At 30.8% G+C, this 23126-nt stretch carries 19 protein-coding genes, 1 other RNA gene and 2 pseudogenes; 17 read left to right on the top strand and 5 right to left on the bottom strand.

Going from position 1 to position 23126, the window contains the following annotated elements:
• Positions 1–81 precede the first annotated feature (81 nt).
• From rnr to CA_RS03885, 8 genes and pseudogenes are all read left to right on the top strand, one after another.
• Positions 82–2274 carry a ribonuclease R gene (gene rnr / locus CA_RS03855; protein ID WP_010964034.1) on the top strand — a complete coding sequence of 731 codons (2193 nt, stop codon included), beginning with the start codon at positions 82–84 and terminating at the stop codon, positions 2272–2274.
• Positions 2275–2405: 131 nt separating this feature from the next.
• Positions 2406–2873 (top strand): SsrA-binding protein SmpB, encoded by a 468-nt coding sequence (smpB, locus tag CA_RS03860; protein ID WP_010964035.1) that lies wholly within the window; start codon positions 2406–2408, stop codon positions 2871–2873.
• 125 nt (positions 2874–2998) lie between these two features.
• The gene (locus tag CA_RS03865) at positions 2999–4486 is read left to right on the top strand and encodes a hypothetical protein (protein ID WP_242663042.1); all 1488 of its coding nucleotides are present in this window, start codon (positions 2999–3001) and stop codon (positions 4484–4486) included.
• Positions 4476–4610 (top strand): hypothetical protein, encoded by a 135-nt coding sequence (locus CA_RS20445; protein ID WP_423191768.1) that lies wholly within the window; start codon positions 4476–4478, stop codon positions 4608–4610. The genes CA_RS03865 and CA_RS20445 overlap by 11 nt, the downstream gene beginning before the upstream one ends.
• Positions 4611–4947: 337 nt before the next feature.
• Positions 4948–5306: a transfer-messenger RNA gene (gene ssrA, locus CA_RS03870) on the top strand.
• A gap of 196 nt (positions 5307–5502) precedes the next feature.
• Complete coding sequence (locus CA_RS03875) at positions 5503–5628, top strand: DUF1304 family protein (protein WP_241393852.1); 126 nt, start codon at positions 5503–5505, stop codon at positions 5626–5628.
• Positions 5629–5684: 56 nt separating this feature from the next.
• A pseudogene (locus CA_RS03880) lies at positions 5685–5828 on the top strand (transposase); the annotation flags it as partial.
• A gap of 42 nt (positions 5829–5870) precedes the next feature.
• Positions 5871–6611, top strand: a complete 741-nt coding sequence (locus tag CA_RS03885; RefSeq protein WP_010964037.1) for an NADPH-dependent oxidoreductase — start codon at positions 5871–5873, stop codon at positions 6609–6611.
• Positions 6612–7182: 571 nt separating this feature from the next.
• On the opposite strand, the gene CA_RS03895 is transcribed toward CA_RS03885, so the two are convergent.
• Entirely contained in the window at positions 7183–8328 is a 1146-nt protein-coding gene (locus tag CA_RS03895) for an epoxide hydrolase family protein (protein WP_010964038.1), read from the bottom strand.
• A gap of 115 nt (positions 8329–8443) precedes the next feature.
• Here CA_RS03895 and CA_RS03900 point away from each other — a divergent pair.
• A pseudogene (locus tag CA_RS03900) lies at positions 8444–9301 on the top strand (helix-turn-helix domain-containing protein).
• Between the two features lie 11 nt (positions 9302–9312).
• Here CA_RS03900 and CA_RS03905 read toward each other — a convergent pair.
• Positions 9313–9849, bottom strand: coding sequence for an HXXEE domain-containing protein (locus CA_RS03905; protein WP_010964040.1), 537 nt, complete (start codon positions 9847–9849; stop codon positions 9313–9315).
• Between the two features lie 151 nt (positions 9850–10000).
• On the opposite strand from CA_RS03905, the gene CA_RS03910 reads away from it, so the two are divergent.
• Entirely contained in the window at positions 10001–10558 is a 558-nt protein-coding gene (locus tag CA_RS03910) for a TetR/AcrR family transcriptional regulator (RefSeq protein ID WP_010964041.1), read from the top strand.
• A gap of 200 nt (positions 10559–10758) precedes the next feature.
• Here the strand turns inward: CA_RS03910 and CA_RS03915 are convergent, their stop codons facing one another.
• Complete coding sequence (locus CA_RS03915) at positions 10759–11316, bottom strand: TetR/AcrR family transcriptional regulator (RefSeq protein WP_010964042.1); 558 nt, start codon at positions 11314–11316, stop codon at positions 10759–10761.
• A gap of 166 nt (positions 11317–11482) precedes the next feature.
• Here CA_RS03915 and CA_RS03920 point away from each other — a divergent pair, with 166 nt between their 5' ends.
• On the top strand, positions 11483–12022 hold the full coding sequence (locus CA_RS03920; protein WP_010964043.1) for an HXXEE domain-containing protein: 540 nt from the start codon (positions 11483–11485) through the stop codon (positions 12020–12022).
• Positions 12023–12139: 117 nt separating this feature from the next.
• Here the strand turns inward: CA_RS03920 and CA_RS03925 are convergent, their stop codons facing one another.
• A complete protein-coding gene (locus CA_RS03925; protein ID WP_010964044.1) occupies positions 12140–12610 on the bottom strand; it encodes an RpiB/LacA/LacB family sugar-phosphate isomerase in 471 nt (156 codons plus the stop codon).
• A gap of 249 nt (positions 12611–12859) precedes the next feature.
• On the opposite strand from CA_RS03925, the gene CA_RS03930 reads away from it, so the two are divergent.
• Together CA_RS03930 and CA_RS03935 are read left to right on the top strand one after the other, a co-directional pair.
• Positions 12860–14242 (top strand): amino acid permease, encoded by a 1383-nt coding sequence (locus tag CA_RS03930; RefSeq protein ID WP_010964045.1) that lies wholly within the window; start codon positions 12860–12862, stop codon positions 14240–14242.
• A gap of 194 nt (positions 14243–14436) precedes the next feature.
• A complete protein-coding gene (locus CA_RS03935; RefSeq protein WP_043943610.1) occupies positions 14437–15213 on the top strand; it encodes a class I SAM-dependent methyltransferase in 777 nt (258 codons plus the stop codon).
• Positions 15214–15259: 46 nt separating this feature from the next.
• Here the strand turns inward: CA_RS03935 and CA_RS03940 are convergent, their stop codons facing one another.
• Positions 15260–16606 (bottom strand): DUF4317 domain-containing protein, encoded by a 1347-nt coding sequence (locus CA_RS03940; protein ID WP_010964047.1) that lies wholly within the window; start codon positions 16604–16606, stop codon positions 15260–15262.
• 255 nt (positions 16607–16861) lie between these two features.
• Here CA_RS03940 and CA_RS03945 point away from each other — a divergent pair, with 255 nt between their 5' ends.
• The 4 genes from CA_RS03945 (at position 16862) to CA_RS03960 (ending at position 23126) form a co-directional block, all read left to right on the top strand.
• Positions 16862–18013: an AI-2E family transporter gene (locus tag CA_RS03945; RefSeq protein ID WP_010964048.1), complete on the top strand. Its 1152-nt coding sequence runs from the start codon at positions 16862–16864 to the stop codon at positions 18011–18013.
• 236 nt (positions 18014–18249) lie between these two features.
• Positions 18250–20427: an NAD-dependent epimerase/dehydratase family protein gene (locus tag CA_RS03950; RefSeq protein ID WP_010964049.1), complete on the top strand. Its 2178-nt coding sequence runs from the start codon at positions 18250–18252 to the stop codon at positions 20425–20427.
• A 1-nt stretch (position 20428) separates the two neighbouring features.
• Positions 20429–21334: a hypothetical protein gene (locus CA_RS03955; protein ID WP_010964050.1), complete on the top strand. Its 906-nt coding sequence runs from the start codon at positions 20429–20431 to the stop codon at positions 21332–21334.
• Positions 21324–23126 (top strand): DUF2194 domain-containing protein, encoded by a 1803-nt coding sequence (locus CA_RS03960; protein ID WP_010964051.1) that lies wholly within the window; start codon positions 21324–21326, stop codon positions 23124–23126. The genes CA_RS03955 and CA_RS03960 overlap by 11 nt, the downstream gene beginning before the upstream one ends.

The following is a 23126-nucleotide window of genomic DNA, read 5'->3' on the forward strand; positions in this document are numbered from 1 at the left end:
AATTGTATCTTTTTTATTTTATGAATTTATATTGAATAATATTTGAAATAAAAGATAAGAATTATAATGAGGTGATTATACATGAATATAAGGGATAATATACTTGAATTTATGAGAGAACAAGCATATAAGCCTATGAACATAAAGGAATTATCAGAAGTTTTTGATATAGGTAAAGCTGATTATAAAATATTTAAAAAATTACTTAAGGATATGGAAAAAGAAGGACTTATAATTAAAAATAGAACGGACCACTTTGGAGTACCAGAAAAAATGGGACTTGTGAAGGGATCTCTTCAAGGAAACGCTAAAGGTTTTGGTTTTGTTATACCAGAAGAGGATAGACCAGATGTATATATTCCATCTATCAATATGAATGGTGCACTAAATGGAGATAAGGTAGTTGCTAAAATTCTTAAAGAAAGTGATAGTGGTAAAAAATGCGAAGGTGAAATAATAAGGATTCTTGAAAGAGCAAATAAAACTGTAGTTGGAGTATACGAGGATAGTAGAAACTTTGGTTTTGTAGTTGCTGATGATGCTAGGATACCACAAGATGTATTTATTCCTAAAGGAGAAAAGAATGGTGCTAAAAGTGGAGATGTAGTAGTTGCTGAAATAACAGTATGGCCTAAGAAAAGAAGAAATCCTGAGGGTAAAATAGTAGAGATAATTGGAAGTAAGGGAGAAAAAGGTGTAGATATACTTACAATAATAAAGAAGCATAAGCTCCCAGAAAAATTCCCAGAAAAAGTTGAAAGGTTTGCAGAAGGTATACCAAATGAAATACCAGAAAGTGAATACAAGAGAAGAAGAGACATTAGAGATGTAAAGATGGTCACAATAGATGGCGAGGATGCAAAGGATCTTGACGATGCTGTATCTATAGAGAAGCTTTCAAATGGTAACTTTAAATTAGGAGTTCACATAGCTGACGTTTCAAATTATGTAAGAGAGGATAATCCGCTTGATAAGGAAGCTCTTAAAAGGGCAACTTCTGTTTATCTTATTGATAGAGTTATTCCAATGCTTCCTAAAAAGCTTTCAAATGGAATTTGTAGTCTTAATCCAAGACAGGATAGACTAGCAATGAGTTGTTTTATGGAAATTGATCCTACAGGAAAGGTTATTCAACATGAAATATTTGAAAGTATAATAAAAACAAACGAAAGAATGACGTATACAGATGTAACCAAAATACTTAGAGATCACGATGAAGAAACTATTAAGGCTTTTGAATACCTTTATGATGATTTTAAGAATATGGAAGAATTAGCTTCTATACTTAACAAGAAGAGATTATTAAGAGGAGCAATAGATTTTGATTTTGAGGAAAGTAAAATAACTCTTAATGAGCTTGGAAAACCAGTAGAAGTAAAGCCATATGAGAGAGCAGTTGCAAATAGAATAATAGAGGAATTTATGCTTGTTTGTAATGAAACTATAGCTGAGCACTTTTACTGGGCTAATATTCCTTTTGTGTACAGAGTTCATGAAGAACCAGATAGTGAAAAATTAGAAAGATTCAATGAATTTATTCATAACCTAGGTTATGCAGTAAGATGGGGATCAGAGGTTCATCCAAAGCAGCTTCAAGATGTAATAGAAAAGATAAAAGGAAAGAAAGAAGAGACAGTTGTAAGTACGCTTCTTTTAAGGTCTTTGAAGCAAGCTAGATATTCGCCAGAATGTTCAGGTCACTTTGGTTTGGCAGCAAGGTACTATTGTCATTTTACTTCTCCAATAAGAAGGTATCCAGATCTTATAATACACAGAATAATGAAGGAATATATAAATGGAAGAATGGATGAAAAGAGATCTAAAAAGCTCATAGGAGAGGTTGATTATGCTTCAATGCAGTCTTCTGAAATGGAAAGAGTTGCTCAAGAAGCTGAAAGAGAAGTAGATTCCTTGAAAAAGGCAGAATACATGGCTGATAGAGTAGGTGAGGAATTTGATGGTATAATATCTTCTGTAACAAACTTTGGTATATTTGTTCAGCTTGCTAATACCATAGAAGGTCTTGTACACATTAGTGAACTTACAGACGATTATTATGTATATGATGAAAAATATTTAAGCCTCGTAGGAGAAAGAACTAAAAAGATATACAAATTAGGTGATGAGGCGAGAATAAAAGTAGATAAAGTAAGTGTTGATTCTCACGAAATATATTTTAAGTTGGTTGAGAATAAAGGAGAAGCGGCGCAAGGAGAAATAAAAGTAGAGGCAGAGACTGAAGTAGAAGCAGAAGAAGAGGAAGAAGAATTCTAGATGCATAAACTTATATCCTTTCATAAAAATATTTTGTAAGGATATAAGTTTTAATTTTGCTACGGTGAGATTATATGTGATATAATTTTAAGAAAAGTATAGAATGAAAAATTATATAAGTAGGTGACATTATGGCTAAAAAGAATACAGAAAATAATACCTTAGCTGATAATAGAAAAGCATGGCATGACTATTTTATTGAAGAAACATATGAATGTGGAGTAGAACTCGTTGGCACAGAAGTAAAATCAATAAAAAATGGAAAAGCTAATCTTAAGGATAGTTATGCAGAAATAAGAAATGGAGAGGTTTTTGCTTGTAATATGCACGTAAGCCCATATAAAGAAGGAAATATTTTTAACGTAGATCCTTTGAGAAAGAGAAGGCTGCTTCTTCATAAAAGTGAAATAGATAAGCTTTTAGGATTTACAAGTCAAAAGGGGTATACTTTAGTTCCTATAGCATTATATTTAAAGAATAGAAGAGTCAAGGTAAAGTTGGCGGTTGCTGTAGGTAAGAAGAATTACGATAAGAGGGACGCTTTAAAGGAAAAAGATGCTAGACGTGAAATAGATAGAGCTATGAAAAATAATAGGTAGAGTGGTGTAAGTTTATTAATTTACACCACTCTTTTATTTCTGTTCTTAATATATTATTATGGTGTATAATATATATTAAGGTAAACATGATGGTTTACTCTAATATATATTTTGGAGGGATTGAATTGAAAAAAGTTAGAACTAAGTTGAGCTTAATAGTAAGTGCTGCTTTTACTTTAAGTTTCATAGGTATCTTGCCACCACAGTTAATGGCTAAAACTTCTGACATCCCAGTAGTAGAGACAAAATATAAAACAGCTTCAGATAATGCATACACTTGGTTAAAAACTCAGCAGGATTCTGCAAAATTAGATGGTACAGGTCTTCCGAGTGGTATGGTTGACAGTTTTGAAGATTATTGGGGACCTAATTTACCTAAACAGATAAGTTATACTTATGATCAAGGGGTTGCTGCTATTGCATTCTTATTAAAGGGTGATACAAATAGAACTAAAAATGTTCTTACGCTTATGAGTAAAATACAGGGCAGTGATGGGTCATGGTGTAACTCATATTGGAATAATAACCTATCGGGTCAAGAACTTATAAAAAATGTTGGACCTGGAATGTGGATATGCTTAGCAGTAATGAACTATGAAAAAATAACAGGAGACACTTCCTTTCACTCAATGGCTACTAAATATATTGATTGGGCACTTCAATTTCAAAAACCTAATGGAGGTATTTCGGGTGGGCAAACATATGCATCAGGAGTTTGGCAGCCAGTTACTTGGTCAGGTACAGAGGAAAATATAGATGCGTATGCAGCTCTTAAATATTTTTCAAGTACAACTCCAGATAAAAGTTCAGTATATGAATCAGCGCAGAATAGAGTTAAGAGTTTTTTAGATAATATAGAATGGGATAATACAAACAATAGGTTTCACGGAGGTTTCAAAAATGATACTCAAACAGTAGATCCGTATGTTCCTCTTGATGTTAATCCGTGGGGAGTTATGGCCTTAAGTGGTGCCAGTAATCCTCATAATTATGCTTCAAGTTTAGCTTATATAGAAAATGCAAAAGGTAACGCGTCTGGAGTAGGTACACTTAGTAATCCTAAATATGTTGAGACTTTAACTGCTGCTGATAACGGAAAAACTATGACTTTATATGATTTTGATTGGGAAAGCGACAATGTGCCTTATAGCTCAGATGCATCCATGGGATTAAAAGGTCCTGATATATGGTTCGAAGGCTCAGCATTCATGTCATGTGCTTATTATATGCAGGGAAATACAAGTAAGGCAGACAGTATAATAGATGACATAATGAAGAAGCAAAGTACGTCAAGTGGAGAATCTCTTGGAGGAATTCCATATTCACTTATGGGAACAAATAATAATTATTGGCATATGGCTCAAGAAAATTGTGTATCTAGTACAGGATGGTTTATAATTGCTTCAAGTAGGTGGAATCCATTCACTGGGGAATATTTGAATTCCGCAATACCAACTCCTACACCAACACCAGTAGATACCTCTTATGGAGTAACAAAAACTGGTGATAATAGTGCTGTAATATGGTTTTCTCCATCACCCAGTGCAGCGTGGGCAGATGTACATTATGTAGTTAATTCACAAAATCAGCTTAATTATAGACATGACGTATAATAGCATCCAAAATAGATGGGAGCAAAATGTTACAGGACTTAAAGCAGGAGACACAATAAAGTATTCATTTACCTATTGGCAAACAGCAGCTACGGATTCACCTTCATATAACTATACATTTTAATAGTACACAAGTTTTGAATGTACATAGTTATTTAGCAAAATACTGTGTACATTCTCTACATTTTGTTATTATATGAAGATAAATTATACTTGAAATTATTAAAGTATTGGAGTATCATAATAATCGTCGCAAGTGCATATGACATCTTAAATAATTTATTTATCTAAATTAAAGTACTTGCAAATAAAATTAAATGTGATATAATCATTATTACGATTTAAAACAAGTAAAAAGCTTAACGTTATCCACATGAAACTTTGTGTTTATTCACAGTTTTGTGCCTTTTAATTTTAAACTTGTGTATAACTTTCGAGTTTAAGGTTAAATACTATAATATGGGGGCGCTTTTGGTTTCGACGGGGATGATGTTACGTTTGAGAAGCGAGTCGAGGGAACCTGTGGACCCGCGTTAAAAAACTATAGGCCTTAAAAATAAAGGATAACGAAAATAATTTAGCTTTAGCTGCGTAGTCAGCTAACGTCAGCCTGAGAGTCCCGCGACTCAGAGTCTGGCGTCGACAGCGGGGAACCGAGCCTTACAAAGCTTTGAGTAAGGAACGGAATTTATGAAGCTACTGAAGTGAAAAGCTTGTTTGTAGGCGTTTCATGGAGGGAATGTTAAAATACAAACTGCACTCGGAGATGCTTAAATGAAACCATTTTCGGACAGGGGTTCGATTCCCCTCGCCTCCACTATGAAAACCCTCGACGGATGTCGAGGGTTTTTTCCCTATTTAAAGCGAAAATATATGGATGAATTTTAATTTATCATTTGCAAGAAAATAATATATTGACAATTGAAATTTAGTTGTGTACAATTAAATTGCAACAAATAAAGTTTGACACAGATGTTTACGTAAAGATGGAGAATTACGAGGAAATAAGATTATGAATGTGCAAAGGATGTGTAATTATTGCTGCTATGTATGGAGCGATTACATCTAATAAAAATATTTTGATAAAGCAAGGTGGTTTAGCCGTATTAGCAATAACTCTTTTAATTTTAGCTACATCATAATTATTTATAGATATATTATGATAATATAACAGATAAATTTAACTAAATGGGCGGAATTAAATGCGTATAAAAGTGCCAGTAGTAGACTAAAAAAAGAATTCCAGATTATAAAAAAACAATTATGGGAAGAACATTTTTGGAGCATAAGTTATTGGCTTATAACAACTAGGAGTGAACAAATAGATATAGTTAAAAAGTAAATTGAGCTATATAAAATAATTTAAAATAGGAGGAAATTTATTATGAATAATACAATAGATACAATGAAAAATCATAGATCAATAAGACAATATCTAGATAAAGAGGTGCCAAATGATTTAATCGATGAAATTGTTAAAAGTGCTCAGGCTATGCCTAACTCAATCAATGGACAACAAACATCTGTTATAGTTGTAAGAGATAAAAAGAAGAGAGAAAAATTAGCAGAACTTGTTGGTAATCAAGAATATGTTGCAAAAGCTCCAGTATTCTTAGTATTTGTGATGGATTTTTATAGAACTTATCTTGCAGGTGAAAAAACTGGTCTTAAGCAGGTAATTCATGAAGATATAGAAGGTATTCTTGCAGGGTCTGTAGATGTTGGAATAGCTTTAGGAGCTTCTGTTGTTGCTGCCGAATCCCTTGGACTTGGCACAGTGCCTATTGGTGGTATCAGAAAAAATCCAGAAGAAGTTATAGAAATATTAGGATTACCTAAATATACTTTTCCAATGGTAGGTTTAGTAGTTGGATATCCGGCTGATGAATCACATAAAAAACCTAGGGTTCCTTTTGAAAGTTTTAGGCATAATGAGAGTTATGATATAAAAGCTGTTGAAGATTCAATTAATGTTTATGACGAACAGATGAATAAATATCTAAAGGAAATTGGAAGAGCTGAGAAAGAAATAAATTGGAGTACTTTTACTTCAACAATTTATCAATCTGTTTATTATCCTAAAGTTAAAGGCGCTATTAATAAACAAGGACTAAAAACTAAATAATCAATATGGAAATTATTGTTAATAAATATAATGCTGTAATACTAAAAATGATTATATAGTTGTTGTGGATTTCAAAGGTCACGATTCGCCTCCACTAAAAAACAACCCACACAAATTGTTGTGGGTTGTTTTTTAGTGTTTAGATATTTAGAAAAGGGTTTTATATTTTTGTATATAGCAATTTTCATATTGTAAATGCAGGTTTTAAAACATATGACTTTGGACAATAGTACATAGGTACATATTGCGTTAAACATTATTCTTACCATGGAACAGTTCTAGTTTTATCGAAAAATCCTCCTGTAGGTCCGTTTTCATCTAGAGTGGCAAGTTTTACTATAATCTCTGCAGCTTGCTGAATTAAATTTAATGTTAGTATCTAATAGTTCCTTTGAAAGAGTTAGAGTAAGCATATTGAGAACGGCTTTGGAACTGTTATAAGCTAAAGCATATATAGCTTTATTGGAGGAATCACCATTAGCAGGATATGCAGTAGCTGTAGCTGGTATGGTATCCCTTGAAAAAGACAGCCGAGCAGCTGGTGGTTTTTTCATTAAAGAAGAAAAGATAATCACCTATATGGTTTAAAGAATGCTCGAATTTCTTCTGCTAGAAGCTCAGGTTCTTCCATGGCAGTAAAATGTCCGCCTCTAGGCATTGTAGTCCATCGAGTTATATTTAAATTGCGTTCGACCCATTCTTTAGGCGGAAGCAATATATCAGCTGGGAAGATAGCCATGCCTGTTGGCACATCAATATAACTCAGTGAAGGCAAAGAATGTGTATTTTCATAATATATATTTACTGATGAGCCAATGGTATTTGTAACCCAATAAATCATTATATTAGTGAGAAGTTCATCCATGTTAAAGCTTCTACTTAAGTTGCCTTTACAATCGCTCCAGGCACGAAATTTTTCGATAATCCAAGCTGCTAGTCCCACTGGAGAGTCTGAAAGTCCATATGCAAGAGTCTGAGGTTTTGTGGATTGAATAGACATATAAGCACCTTCTTCAGAAATCCACTTAGAGGCATTTTTCTTATATTGTACTTCTTCTCCAGAAAGTTTTAGATTACCTTGTGAAGTCATTAAAGCTTTGATAATACCAACATCCGTTAGATGAATTCCTATTAGAAGTTCAGGATGGTTTAATGCAAGATATCTTGTAACCCCAGAACCAACATCACCTCCGGCGGCGGCGAATTTATTATATCCAAGTTTTTCAGTCATTAGTTTTGCCCAAAGTTCAGAAACATTTGAATTGTTCATTCCGCCATACTTAGGTTTGCCGGAAAATCCAAAACCAGGTAGAGAGGGGACAATGACATCAAATGAATCTTCTGGGTTACCACCATACTTTGCAGGGTCAGTGAGTAATGGTATAAGCTTTTTGTAACGTATGTAACTATCGGGCCATCCATGGGTTAAGATAATTGGAATAGGGTTAGGTCCCTTACCGTGCTCATGTATAAAATGAATATCTATCCCATCTATTTTACAATGAAACTGAGAAAAACTATTTAGTTCGGTTTCTTGTGCACGCCAATCAAAGTCCTCTATCCAATAGGATACAAGAGATTTTAAATAGTTTAAGTCAGTGCCTCTTTCAAAGCCTAGGTCTTCTAATTGATCAGGCCATTTAACATTCTTTAATCTGGATTTTAAATTATTAAGTACTTCATCAGATACTTTAATATTGAAACGTTTTATAGACATAATAATTCTCCTTTCATAACATTTAAGTATTAACAATAGTTTATCATTTATAAATTATGATACAATGAGATAAATGAAGCTTTAAACTATACTATTTGTTAATGGAGGAATGTTTATGCCTCAAATGGACCGTTACAAGAATAGATCTGTATATATTGAATTTAATGCAGAGGAGGATTTTAATAAACTTCCGTATAAGGCGAGATTTACGATAGTTTTTGTAACAAATGGAAGTGTGAATTTGAAACTTAATGCCTATCCAATAAAAGTTGTAGCTCCAAGTATTCTTTGTTTGTCAAAAGACGATAAAATACAAATTTTTGAAAAGAATAATTTAGCTTCACAGTCATTCAGCTTTCATCCAGATTTCTTTAATACAGCTTATTTTTCTGAGGAAACAGGATATATGTCAAATAGCTTAAAGATAGAAACAGGACTTTCTCTTTTTAAAAAGGATAATAAAAATAATGGAGTATATACTGTAACTGAGAAGGCTTATCCTAAACTATATGAATGGTTCTTTATTATGGGAACAGAAGTACATGCACAGAGCGATTCTCTTTGGGTGTGCAGAATAAAAAAATATTTAATACAAATATTAGGTTTGCTTGAGGAACTGAATAAAAACGGAGAGCAGTCACCTGTTGATTGAGTTTTAGAATATATACATACAAACTATAGTGATAGAATAAGTTTAGAGGACTTAACAAGATGTGCTCATTTAAATAGAGTGTCCCTAAATAAAATGTTTAAGGAATTAACTGGATACACTGCCATGGGATACTTGTTGACATATAGATTAAAGATGGCAGAAAGTCTTTTAACTCATACAGATATGAGCTTAAATGAAATTGCACGAGCTGCTGGCTTTGAGTATGACACTTATTTCATAAGACAATTTACTGATAAAAGGGGAATGACACCAACGGAGTTTAGGAATTCTTCTCGTGAGTTTGTTTATTATTATCAATAAAAGAGAGAGTTTTATATAGAGTTAGTTTTGTACATTTTTAGCCAAAGGTTGAAGTGTTTTACTGCTTTATGTAGAACAAATATTATACTAATCATTATTAATATACTAATTAGTATGGAAAAAGATAAGGTTAGGACATTGTAATTAGGTAGAATATTGTTAGTAACTTTATGAAGCATAAAAAAACAAAGAGGAATAAAAATTATACTTGTTGCTACTCCAGGAACATATTTTTTAAAATTTATAGTCATAATAATGTGAAATATTAGGTGTAATGTGAAAGCAGTAAAAAATCCAAACCATGCAATAAAACTGCTAAGTAAGTAACAAATTGTAGTAAGTGCTGATATGATTACAAATTCCAAAGCTACTCCAAAAGCTATTGAGGCAGTAGAACCATTAAAATTATACGGAATGTATTTACCCTTCCTACTTTGAATATATTGTTTGTTTTTTTCTTGCCATACATTAATCATTAAGATTTCCTCAAAGTCATGAATCATGAAGATTATTGGAAAGAGCCATATAATAGTAAATAATGTTTTCATAATATAAACCTCCTTTAATTATCAATTAAGTGACACATTTGTGCTGCTTGATGCTTTTTAGTATAATATCCATCAGAAGGAAAATCAATAGATTTGCTTTAAGTGCTACAAATAGAAAAAAATGTGTCATCAAAATTCAAGGGAGAAGCTTATGAAAGAAAAATCTAAAATCAATAAAATTGCAATGCAGTCAAGAAAATGGATAACAGAAGCCATGTTAAAGCTGTTGGCTGAAAAACCATATGAAAAAATAACAATAACAGAAATAGCTTATACAGCTCAACTTGGAAGACGGACGTTCTATCGAAATTTTGCGTCTAAGGAAGATGTATTGGATATGTATATAAAAGGGCTAATAGATGAATATATTAATCTATTAAAAAATGAGTATTTAACAATACATAATGGTGCTAAAGTTTACTTTACTTTTTGGAGTAAACATTTAGACTTTCTAATATTAATGGAAAAAAATAATCTTCTGCACCTTTTATTGCAAAGATTTAATCAATATTTACCTATGATTCATAAAGAGGTTAATGAAAATAAAATAGAAAAGTTTAATGATAGAATGCTTGAGTATGTATTATTCTTTAGTGCCGGAGGTTTTTGGAATATACTTGTTAAATGGCTGCAAGATGGTGCAAAGGAAACACCTGATGATATGGCAATGTTAATAGATTCAATATTAAGTGACAAATTAATAAAGTAAATTGTTTTTACTTTTCATTAATTTTATATGTGAAAAAGCGCTAATTCTTATGGAATAAGCACTTTTTATTGTGAGCTAAGATAAGAAAATATTAATGGAGCTTAAAAAGGCTTACCCAAAGGTGGTTTGAGAGACTACTGAATAAAACAATTCTTAAGCTGTAATAAATTCATCTCATTACTATTCTTTAAAGCATTAACCTAAATTGATTTAGAAAAATTACGGAATGCTTTTATAATTATTTGAGCCATTTCTTGAGGTGATTGTCTATCTGTACGATCTATCCAATTAGATAAGACATTCCAAAGCCCACCTATACTATAAAGTCCTATATATTCTTCTTCAGTGTGATTATCGTAATCATGCCATTTAACGTTTTCAAATTTATTAATATTAGGTATAAATGAGTTTGCCTGCTCCATAATTAAATAAAATAAATGATTTTGTTTTAGTAGTTTCAATTCATTAATATGTTTATTCCAAAATTCAAAATAAGTAATAAGAACGTCATTAATAGAGAGTACTGTAAGCTCTTTTAAAGATTCTGTATAGTCCTCAAATAAATAATTAAAATACTCAGATAATAAGTCTTCTTTTATTTTAAAATTACGATAAAAAGTTCTTCTTGACAGCTGTGCTCTATCTGCTATTTCTTTAACTGAAATACTCGAGTATGGTTTTTCTCTCATTAAATCTAATAGGGCTTGAACCAGCCATTTCTTGGATTGTTCTGCAATACGATTTGTTTTCTGTTTCAAATTATCCCTCCTAAAGTGTCACAGATTTCTTTATATGTAGCACTTGTTCGAATAGTATTGATATTATTTATAGATATTATTATACTATGTTTAGAAATAAATGTCACATGTGTGACTGTGATTCACATGTGTGACACGATTTGAAACTTATTAGGAGATGATTTATATGAACAAAATGAATGCTATTGCCTGGTTACTTCCTATCCTTTTTATGATTCATGATTTTGAGGAGATTATATTCGTTAAGGTTTGGAGACAGAAGTATCAGTATTGTCTTGATGCTTCCGCAATGAAAAAGAAGCCATTTTCACATTTTAAAAGTACAGATGAATTTTCAATAGGAGTAGAAATAATATTTGTAATTCTTTCGTTAATAACACTAATTTCTATCATTTTTAACGATTACCATGTTTGGTATGGGTTCATATTTACTATAACAGCTCATTTTATAACAGCTCATTTTAAGGGTGTATTAGAATTCAAACATTATGTTCCTGGATTTGTAACTTCAATCTTGTTTTTGCCATTAAATGCTTATATCATTTATATTGTAACAGCAATGTTAAGGTTTAATGCAGTTGATATATTAATATCATGCGTTCTAGGAGCAGCAGTTGGTTTTTTCATTTATACATTCCTTCACAGTATGGAAAAAAATTTTGCAAATAAATTAATTGAATATTCAATTAACAAAATTGAAAAATAAAGAAAGCAGTTAGGAAATGTATTACGGTGTAACGTGGTATGTAAAAGTAACTTTATTATTTTTAATATAAACAATACAAAAGGGCTGCAATTTAAAACCTTGCAGCCCTTTATAAATTTAAATTTCAGAAAGTTTCTTTAAATGCTTTTCAGAAATTTTAGTTACCTTATCTACACGAATTTTATATTTTTCAATATCACCTAGGAAATCAGTATTCATCCACGTATTTATGGTTTCAAGGGCTATGGCAGAACCTATTATTTTTGCGCCAATGCAAAGAGCATTTGTATTAGAGTGTGAGCGAGCGAGTTTAGCACAAAATGGATCCTGGCAAACTGCTGCATACACGCCATATATTTTATTTGCAATTAGAGCACTGCCATAACCAACACCATCAATAAAAATTCCACGTTCTGCCTTGCCTTCTGAAAGTGATAAAGCTGCTGGGTAAATATAGTCAGATAGGTGAGAGGGATTTGTATTATGAGTTCCAAAGTCTAAAATTTCATGACCACCATCTTCTAGAAATTTTTTCACTTCTTCCTTTAGAGAAAAACCAGCATGATCACTAGCAACAACAATCTTCATTCTATGTACCTCCAATTTAATTTCTAAATATAGTATAAGGCAAATATGTTTGTTTTATTAATGAAATAATATTAGTCTTTAAGGTATTTATAATGATATTACTTAAATTTAAACTCAAAACGATAGAAAAAAATGAAGAAAAAAATGAAAAAAACTAAAAATTGTGATAATATATTATTAGAATAACAAACAAGTGTCTGCATAAAAAAAACATTTTATTGATAGACATTTTTGAAGGGGGACATTCAGTTGGAAAAAAAAGAGTTGTCACGAGGGCTAAAAGCACGTCATATTGAGCTAATAGCTTTAGGTGGTACAATTGGGGTAGGCTTGTTCATGGGATCAGCTAGTACAATTAAATGGGCAGGACCATCAGTGCTGTTAGCTTACGGAGTAGCAGGTATAGCTATGTACATAATTATGAGAATTATGGGAGAAATGCTTTATCTAGAACCATTAGCAGGATCCTTTGCAAATTACGCAAATAAATATATATCTCCTTTAGCTGGATATATAACAGCTTGGTGTTACTGGTTTATGTGGATAGCTGTTGGTATGTCTGAAATAACAGCTATAGGAATTTACGTGAAGTTTTGGTTTCCGGCTTTACCAGCTTGGATTCCAGCATTAATTGGTGTGGCTATTCTTGCCGCTGCTAATATGGCTTCAGTTAAATTTTACGGTGAATTTGAATTTTGGTTTTCTTTAATTAAGGTTGTAACTATTGTAGTTATGCTTATAGTTGGAGTGGGTTTGATTTTCTTTGGTATTGGTAATCATGGTGTGCCTATTGGATTTAAAAATCTTACAGCTCATGGAGGTTTCTTTGCTGGTGGGTTAAAAGGTTGGTTGTTTGCTTTATGTATGGTAACGGCATCATATCAAGGAGTAGAGCTTATTGGAATTACAGCAGGAGAGGCACAGGATCCTAAAAATACATTAAGAAAAGCAACTAAAAATATTATTTGGCGTATACTAATCTTTTACGTTGGTGCTATATTTGTAATTGTAACTATTTATCCATGGGACAAGATTAGTACACTTGGCAGTCCATCTGTTTTAACTTTTGCTAAAATTGGTATTGCAGCAGCGGCCGGTATTATAAATTTTGTAGTACTTACAGCAGCAATGTCCGGTTGTAACAGTGGAATTTACAGCTGTGGTCGTATGCTCTATACATTAGCTACAAATGGTCAAGCACCTAAATTTTTAGGGAAATTAAACAAGGATGGTGTACCAGCAAATGGTATAAGAACAACTTTAGTTTGTTTACTTATAGGTGTGATATTAAACTATATATATCCAAATTCAAAACTATTTGTTTATATCTATAGTGCAAGTGTGCTTCCAGGAATGGCTCCTTGGTTTGTATTATGCATTAGCCAAATAAAATTCAGGAAAGAGCATGCAGAAGAAATGAAGATGCATCCTTTTAAATCAAGGCTTTTTCCATATGCTAATTATATTGTAGTAGCATATCTTTGCTTAGTTTTAATTGGTATGTGCTTTAATTCATCAACTCAGATTCCTTTGTTTATTGGTGCTGTATTCTGTGCTATCGTTACTATAGCATATTTTGCTTTTGGTATACACAAGGGTAAGGTTTCAAAAGTAGAAGAATTGCAAGAATAGGAATTATAAAGCATCATCGTGGGTTATGCCTATGATGATGCTTTTACAAATTTGGATTGATGTATTTCTAAGTATCAATTTCAAAAATTATGGCATATAGAGAATTTACATAGTATAATATTTCTGTAGAATACGAAGGACGATTTTTGTAGTTGAAGATTTCTAATATAATAATGGGTGAGGAGCATAAAGATATGGTAACTGAATTGGAAAAGTACTACAATAAATTTTGCGAGGACAAAAGATTAACAAGAAAATATGGACAAGTTGAATATTTAACTTCAATGAAATATATTCATGAATATATAGGAGATAATGCGAATGCAAAAATTTTAGATGTTGGTGCGGGTACAGGCAGGTATTCTGTGCAGTTGGCAAACGAAGGCTACGATGTTACGGCTATCGAACTTGTAAAGCATAATTTAGGAGTTTTAAGATCAAAAGGAAGTACAGTAAAGGCAATGCAGGGGACAGCACTAGATTTATCAAGATTTTCTGAAAATACCTTTGACATAACGTTGGTATTTGGACCAATGTATCATTTATATACCTTTGAAGATAAGGTGAAAGCACTTAAAGAAGCAAAAAGAGTAACCAAAGTTGGAGGCGTTATTCTAGTAGCATATTGTATGAATGAATATAGTGTAATAACCTATGGTTTTAAGGAGAACAATATTCGAGAATGTGTTGATAACGGTAAGCTTGATAGTAAATTTCATGTTATAGCAGAGCCAAAGGATTTATACGATTATGTAAGGATTGAAGATATTAACAGGTTAGATAAGGAAGTAAACTTAAAGAGAATAAAATTGATTGCAGCAGATGGACCTGCTAATTATATGAGACCTGTTTTAAATGCTATGGATGAAGATACCTTTAATCTTTTTCTTGATTATCATTTTTCCACATGTGAAAGACCGGAGCTTTTAGGAGCAAGTGCACATACCGTAGATATTTTGAGAAAAGAATAGGACAAACATTAGAAATCCCACTAATATAAAAATTAGTGGGATTTTTTTAAAGTAAGGCATCGACGCCATTTACATTAGCTTGTTCATTTTCTTCTAGAGGAATTACAATGCATTTCTTGCCGTCAATTATTTGTGATTTTATTTCGGGTACTTTTTCAGGCTTTACCTTAAGAACAATATCATAGCTTGGATCAGACTGATTATCAGGTGCTATTTCAGAATTGGAATCCTCCTCTAAAGTAGTATCAGTGGCTGCTTCTTCTGGTATATTAATTTTTTCTTCTAATACCGATTCTTTGTCTGAATCTTCTACAATTTCTTTCTTTGTTTGTTCAAGTCTTTCTTCTAATACTTGTACTTTTTGTTCGAGTCTCTTTTCCTTTTTTCTTTGTTCATTTGCTGCCAGTGCTTTTTTATCTATTAAATTTTCTACTACAGGAGGAGTATCAGCGAACTCTTCTTTATAGGATTTTTCAATTTTCTCAGTGATTTCTTCAGGAATTCCGCTTTCAACTAGAATATCCTGAATGTTATCATTAGTTAAAATTACAGGCTCAGCATCAGTACCATTAACGGTACTATTTTCATCAACTATGTTATTAAGAGTCTCTTGAATTTCCATAAATAAATGATCAGATTTAGCATCATCACTGCCAATAGCTTTACGAATAATGGTATTAAATGCTTCTTTTTGTTCAGTAGCAGTTTGTTTAGAGCTACACCCTAAGGCTTGTTCCATTAATTCAGGATGAGTATCCTTTGCATTTTTCGTATAGTACATAATAGAGTGAATGTCAGTACTGCGGTCTGTAAAGGCTGGGAATACAAATCCAAGATCTGGCGGCCCGACTATCCAGTCCCTATTGCGTGCTCCAATTCTATTTTCATCTTCAAGATATCCAAGAGCTGCTTTTGAAAGTGATACTGGACATATTGCGCATAATAAGTATTCGTATATTTCTTCAGATTCATCTAATTTAGAATTATCTGTAGTTTTAGTCATAACATCATAAGCGTCATGAAAAATAAGTATTAAGAAATTACCTGCATAATCATAACTATCTATAATTAAGTTATAAAAGCTGTCGAGAAGAGCAGCGTCTTTTAATGCACTTTTTTTAAGGCTTAACAAAGAAAGCTGCCGACTATCCATATTTTCGCCATCAAGGGGAAAGTTAAGTTCTAGAAGGTTATTTCCAACTGTTCCAGATAAAGCTTTTTTAGCAATCTCTAAATATTTAAAGAATTCTTCGTCCCTTAGATTTAAAAAGGTTTCATTAATTTTTAATACGATATTTTTTTGTGCATCTACATAACAACCGCACATTCTAGTAAAGGTACACTCGTCTTTTTTAAAACGTCTTTTTAATTCTAATATATCCTTTTTATTCATATTTAACCCTCTCATTTCATGAGTTTTTATAAAGAAACTATACTACTTAATATAGTATAGTGTTCAATTGAAAGCTCTGCAAGTAACTAAACTAGTTTTGTTTTGAAAAATTTAAAAGGATATTAAAAATTGATGGATTTAATTAATCAACATTATATAAACTTTTTCAACTGTATTTGGGTAGGCAGAAATTATAAATAATGATATAGTTAATATTATGATAAAACAATTATTTAAGAAGGAGTATGTAATACTATGAAATTGGAAGAAAGAATTAAAAGCAAAATTACTATTTTAGTATTTATTGCGATTTTAATGTATTTCCTACTTAACTACGGTAATGATGTAAGAGGAATAATAAATAATATATACTCGATATTTTTTCCTTTCATTTTAGGAGGATGTATTGCATTTATTCTTAATATACCAGTTACATTTTTTTCGAAGAAGCTGCTTAATTGCAAAATTAAATTCATAGGAAAAGTAGTTAGAAAATATAATATAAGCATTAGTATAGTAGCTTCATGTATTCTTATAATAGGCATTTTTGCATTGATTTCAGCAATAATTATACCTAATATAATTCAAACTATTAAAATATTACCAAACGCTTTTGATAATTCTATAACTGCATTTCAGAAATTCGTTAATGAAAATAGTTGGATGTCTAAAAATGTAACGAGTTTGGTTAATAATCTGAATATAGATTGGAATGGAATTTTAAATAAAGTAAAAATCACTATTATTACAGGTGCTAGTTCAGTTTTTATGTCAACATTAGGTGCGGCAACTACTTTTGCTAGTACTGCCATCGAATTTGTATTGTCATTTATATTTTCAATATACATATTGGCGCAAAAGAATAAATTAGGCACTCAAGTAAAAATGGTATTGTATGCTTTTTTTAAGAAGCAAAAGGTAGATTCAGCTTTAGAAGTATTAAAACTTACTAGTAATACTTTTTCAAATTTTATTACTGGTCAATGTACTGTATCTATAATTTTAGGAGTTATGTTTTTTATTGTAATGACAATTTTAAAGCTTCCATATGCGATTGAAGTTAGTATAATAATTGCCTTTTTTTCAGTTATACCTATGATAGGTTCAATTATAGGATTTGTTTTAAGTGTGTTATTGCTTTTAATATTTAACCCTATAAAAGCAGGTGTTTTTGTATTTGTTTTCTTAGCAATTAAGCAGGTTGAGGATAATTTTATTTATCCAAAGATTGTAGGAAATTCTGTAGGGTTACCATCTATTTTAGTATTAGTAGCAATAACTTTAGGAGGAAAAGTTTTGGGAGTTCCAGGCATGATTATGTCTATTCCTTTATTTTCAGTAGCTTACGTTTTACTTCGAAAAGAAGTTTATACTAGATTAGAGAAAAAAGCTTTAAAGGTAGAATAGGGTTTATAGTATAAAAATAAGAAGTGGATTTTTTAATTCACTTCTTATTTTTGTTTAGTGGAGCTTAAATTAAATATTTTATGCATAAAGCCTTTAACAGGGCTATTTTTTGTATCCTTTCTCGCTTTTGTTAAATAACATAATGGTTTCTTTGAAATGACTCAACATATTTGATATAATTATTATACAATTTGTTGAGTTTTGCACATTATTTGTCGAAAACCTAGGAGGGAATTATGAGGATACTAATAGTAGGAGGCTGTGGGTTCATAGGCTCCCATGTTGTTGAGAGACTTTATAAAGAAGGGCATAAAACATATATAATAGATAATCTTTCTACTGGAAATTTAAAAAATGTTACAGTACCACATAAGTTTTATAATTTATCAATTGAAAGCGAAAGTTGTGAAGAAGTGTTTAAGGCAAATAAATTTGATGCTGTCATTGATCTTTCATCTCCAGTAGTCAATACTAATGCTGAAGCTTCTTCATTTGAATTAACACCATCAGTTAAGGGAATTACTAATTTGCTAAACTTTTCCTCTAAATATGGAGTGAAAAGATTTATATTTGCGTCTTCTGCTTCAGTCTATGGCAATAATAATCTTACTATTAAAGAGGAAGCTGAGATAAATCCGCTATCACCTTATGCAGTAAATAAATATGTTGGGGAATTCTATACTCAAAAATGGTTCGAGATTTATGGGCTGAAAACAATATCTCTTAGAATTTCAAATGTATTTGGTCCAAGACAAAGTATAAAAGGAGAAGGCAATGTGGTAGCTTTATTTATAAATAAAGCTCTTAAAAGTTCTGAAATAGATAGATTTGGTGATGGAACTCAAACAAGAGATTTTATATATGTTGAAGATGTTGTTGATGCTATATATAAAGCTCTAGAAAGTGATTATACTGGAGTACTTAATATCTCTACAAATACGGAGCATTCTTTGAATGAATTAATAGACACCTTAGAGGAATTTCATCCAATAAGAAAGGTAAATTACAGATTAAATCGTTCTGGGGATATAAAAAAATCAAAATTAGATAACTCAAAGGCAAAAACAGAACTAGGATGGGATACTAAATATTCTTTTAGAGCAGCCTTGGAAAAAACCTATGATTGGTATAAGAAAAATTGTAGCCTAAGTGAAACAGTTAGTGATACATCTAAGGCTAAGACAAAAAAAAGAACGTTATTTAAATATCTACCTTATTTTGAGAATATATTATTTATGCTTCTTATTTTCTTCTTGACTTTTAGCATACTTAAAGTTAAGGATCCATTTTCCAGTGGTTTTGCGGATATTTGTTATATGTATATAATAATTATGTCCATTATGTATGGAATGAAGCAGGCATCATTATCGGTAATCTTTTCTTGTGGCTTATATTTCTATTTGTTATTAAACACGGGGTATAGTGTAGTTACAATTTTATATGATCCTACAAACCTTCCGCATGTATTAAGTTATATTATAATTGGGGCAGTTTGTGGATATGCTGCGGATGTTTATAAAAGAAATTCTAAAATTAAAGAATTAAAAATTGATACTCTTAACAATAAATATAAGTTTCTAGAAACAATTTATAATGAAACAAGAAATGCAAAGGAAGAATTAGAAGAACAAATTATTGGTTCGGAGAACAGCTTTGTAAATATTTATAATACAACAAAAGCTTTAGATAGTTTGGAAGTCAATGATATATACTTTGGTTCTATTAGGATAATAGATAAGCTTTTAAATACATTGAAATCATCAATATATATATTGGATAGAGATGGGAAATATCTTAGACTTAAAGCCAAATCCAGCAGTGAAAACTTTAGTTTGCCTTATTCAGTTAATCTAGATCAATTTAGAGAGATAAATCAGGCTATAAAAAGTAAAACAGTATTTATTAATAGAACTCTAAATCCTAAACTGCCTACAATGGTTGCTCCAGTAATAATTAATGATAATGTAAAGGCTATTATATCTGTGTATGATGTTAAATTTGAAAAGCTAACTCTCCATTATGAGAATTTGTTTAAGGCCCTAGTTGATTTGATTTCAAATGCTATAGGTAAGGCATTAAAATATGATGAAATAGCAGCTAGAAATAAATATATACCTAATACGGAAATACTAACTACTAAAGAGTTTAAAAAAGTTTTAACCGATAAAATTAGAAACAAGGAAATCTCTGGAATAAATTTTACTCTTTTGAGAATTAAAGATAATAATCTTTCTTATGAAGAAAACTTTAATAAACTTTCTTTAAGCATAAGAGACGATGATTTAATAGGACTTGGTGAGGGGAATTATATTTATGTTATTTTATCAAATACAGACAAGATTAAATCTGAGAAAGTGTTAATGAGGATTTCCAAAAGTGGATTAAATGCTGAAGTAATGGAGGATCTATATTGATATGTATAAGTTTTTAATAATTCATCTTTTAATTTGCCTAATATTTTATGTATATATGCATATTAAGAATACTTCAAAAGAAGAGTTACTTTATAGATTATTGGTAGTTTTATTTATTCCTTGTTTTGGTATAGTATATTTTCTTATTATTTATATTTTGGATAAGAAAAATTATAAATCGGATAAAGCATTATCAGATTATGAGGATTATATAAAAAGTACTTTAGAAAATACACATTTTAAAATGTCAAACTTTAATAAGCAAAAGGATCTAGTACCTATTAGTGAAGCTTTTATTTTAAATAGCAATAAAGTTAAAAGAGAACTATTAATTAATTTGGTTAAAGATAATCCAATGAAGCATATTTCAATTTTAGAAAAGGCCTTGGAGAATGATGATACAGAGGTGTCTCATTATGCAGCAAGCGCAATTACAGAAATAAAGAATTATTTTATAGAAAATATCCAAAAGGAAGCTGTAAGGTATGAAAAGGATAAAAATAATATAGAGATACTTATATCGTATTTAAATATACTTAAACAATACATAGACAGTGGATTTCTAGAGGGACATAATTTAAATAAATATAAGCAGCTGTATTCAGAAAAATTAGGAGAATTACTTTTAATTAATAAATCAGATGCTGAGTATTTTGTAAAAAAGATAGACTGCGATATTGAACTTGAGAATTTTAATTCTGCTAAAAAATATTGCACGGTTTTTTACGATAACCATAAAAATAATGAAAAACCTTATATTATGTTTATGAAAATTTATTATTTACTTAATGATCACATTAACTTCAAAAAAACTTTAAAAAAATTGATGGAATCAAATATAAAGTTTAGCAGCGATACTTTAAATACAGTAAGATTTTGGATAGCAGGTGAAGGAAATGAATATTAAAAGAAATATTAGGATAATGCTTACTATAGTGTTATGTATAGCTGTATTCTTTCAAATATTACGTCTTAATTTTGTAATGAATTTCTTTAAGAATGACAAAGGAATAACGAATAAAATTTCTTATACATCAGCGAAAATTCCTTCAAATACTGAAAAAGAAAAGTTTTTGATTTTGTTTGATAAGAATGAGCAAAATAGCAGTGAAATTAAAAATAATATTGAACAGATGTTAAAATACATGAAAAAAACTGCAGTAGTAGAAGAAAAAAATAATGTCCAAACGGTTGATCCTTCATATAGAGCAGTAATATTGACATTTGAGGACATTGATGATTTTAAAAGTTTATCATCAGTGATGAATTATGCTCAAAATGGAGGAAATGTGTTATTTGCTGAAAGACCTGTAATGGGGGATGCACTATCAAGTATATCAAATGAAATAGGTATAAAAACCGTAAGTGATATGGGTGAATCTGATGGAATGACGCTTCTTTCTAATGTTCTTATAAAGGGTAATGGTGTTAATGTTAGTAAAGATATAGTATCTGACTACTCTTTAAAAGTAACTTTAAATAATAACTCCAAACTACTCGGAATTTCAGATAATAAAATTCCAATGATGTGGCAAACAAAGTTTGGTAGTGGAAATATTATGGTGTTTAATGGAACAATTTTAGCTAAGAAAGACCAGAGAGGAATTATTACTGGTGCTATTAGTTTACTAGTTCCAAATTATATTTATCCTATTATAGATGCAAAATTAACCTATATAGATGATTTTCCTGCACCAATTCCTTCAGGGTATAATAGTTCCATATATAAGGAATATGGAATCACTACAGCTGATTTTTACCGTAAGGTTTGGTGGCCAGATGTACTAAAAGGTTCAAGGCTTTATAACTTGAAATATACAGGCTCAATAATAGAGGACTATAACAATAATACAACTCCACCTTTTTCAACCAAGACAAGCAATGCTAATGATTTTATATTATATGGAAGTGAACTTGTGAAAAGTGGAGGAGAATTGGGCATACATGGATACAACCATCAATCTCTTGCTCCTAAAGATTATATTAAGGAACCTCTAGGTTATAAGCCTTGGGCAAGTGAAGAAAATATGGTAAAAGCGGTTGAAGAGGTTAGTAGGTATTCAGCTTCATTATTTAAAAATTATGCTTTTAAGGTTTATGTTCCACCTTCGAATGTGCTAAGTCCTGATGGTAAAAAGGCTATTTTAAAAGCAATGCCTAATTTGAAAACTATATCATCTATTTATACTGATGATTATTATAAAGACACCTACGTTCAGGAATTCGAAATTAAAAATGGAATTTGTGAGCTCCCAAGAATAACCTCTGGATACTATGATGATGAAGAAACCATATGGAAGGCTTATAATGGCTTAACTTCAGTTGGGGTATTTTCTCACTTTATTCATCCAGACGATATACTAGATGCAAAAAGAAGCCAAGGTAAGAACTGGGAACAGCTTTTAAAAAATTATAATAGTCTTATGTATAATATATACAAAAAATTTCCATGGTTAACTGCATCTACAGCTTCAGAAGCGTCTAATTCAGAAAAAAGCTATAGTGATCTAGAGCCGTTTATAAAATATAATAAGGATTCTATAGATATTTACTGTAAAAACTTTGAAAAAGGCGATAAATTTATTTTCAGAAGCAATAAAGATATTTATTCAGATGGCAGTTGTGAAATTGAAAAAATTGATACAGGAGTATATCTTATAACGGCTAATAAAGAGAAGTTCTCCATTAATATTAAGTAG

The organism is Clostridium acetobutylicum ATCC 824 (genome assembly GCF_000008765.1).
Lineage (GTDB): Bacteria > Bacillota > Clostridia > Clostridiales > Clostridiaceae > Clostridium_S > Clostridium_S acetobutylicum.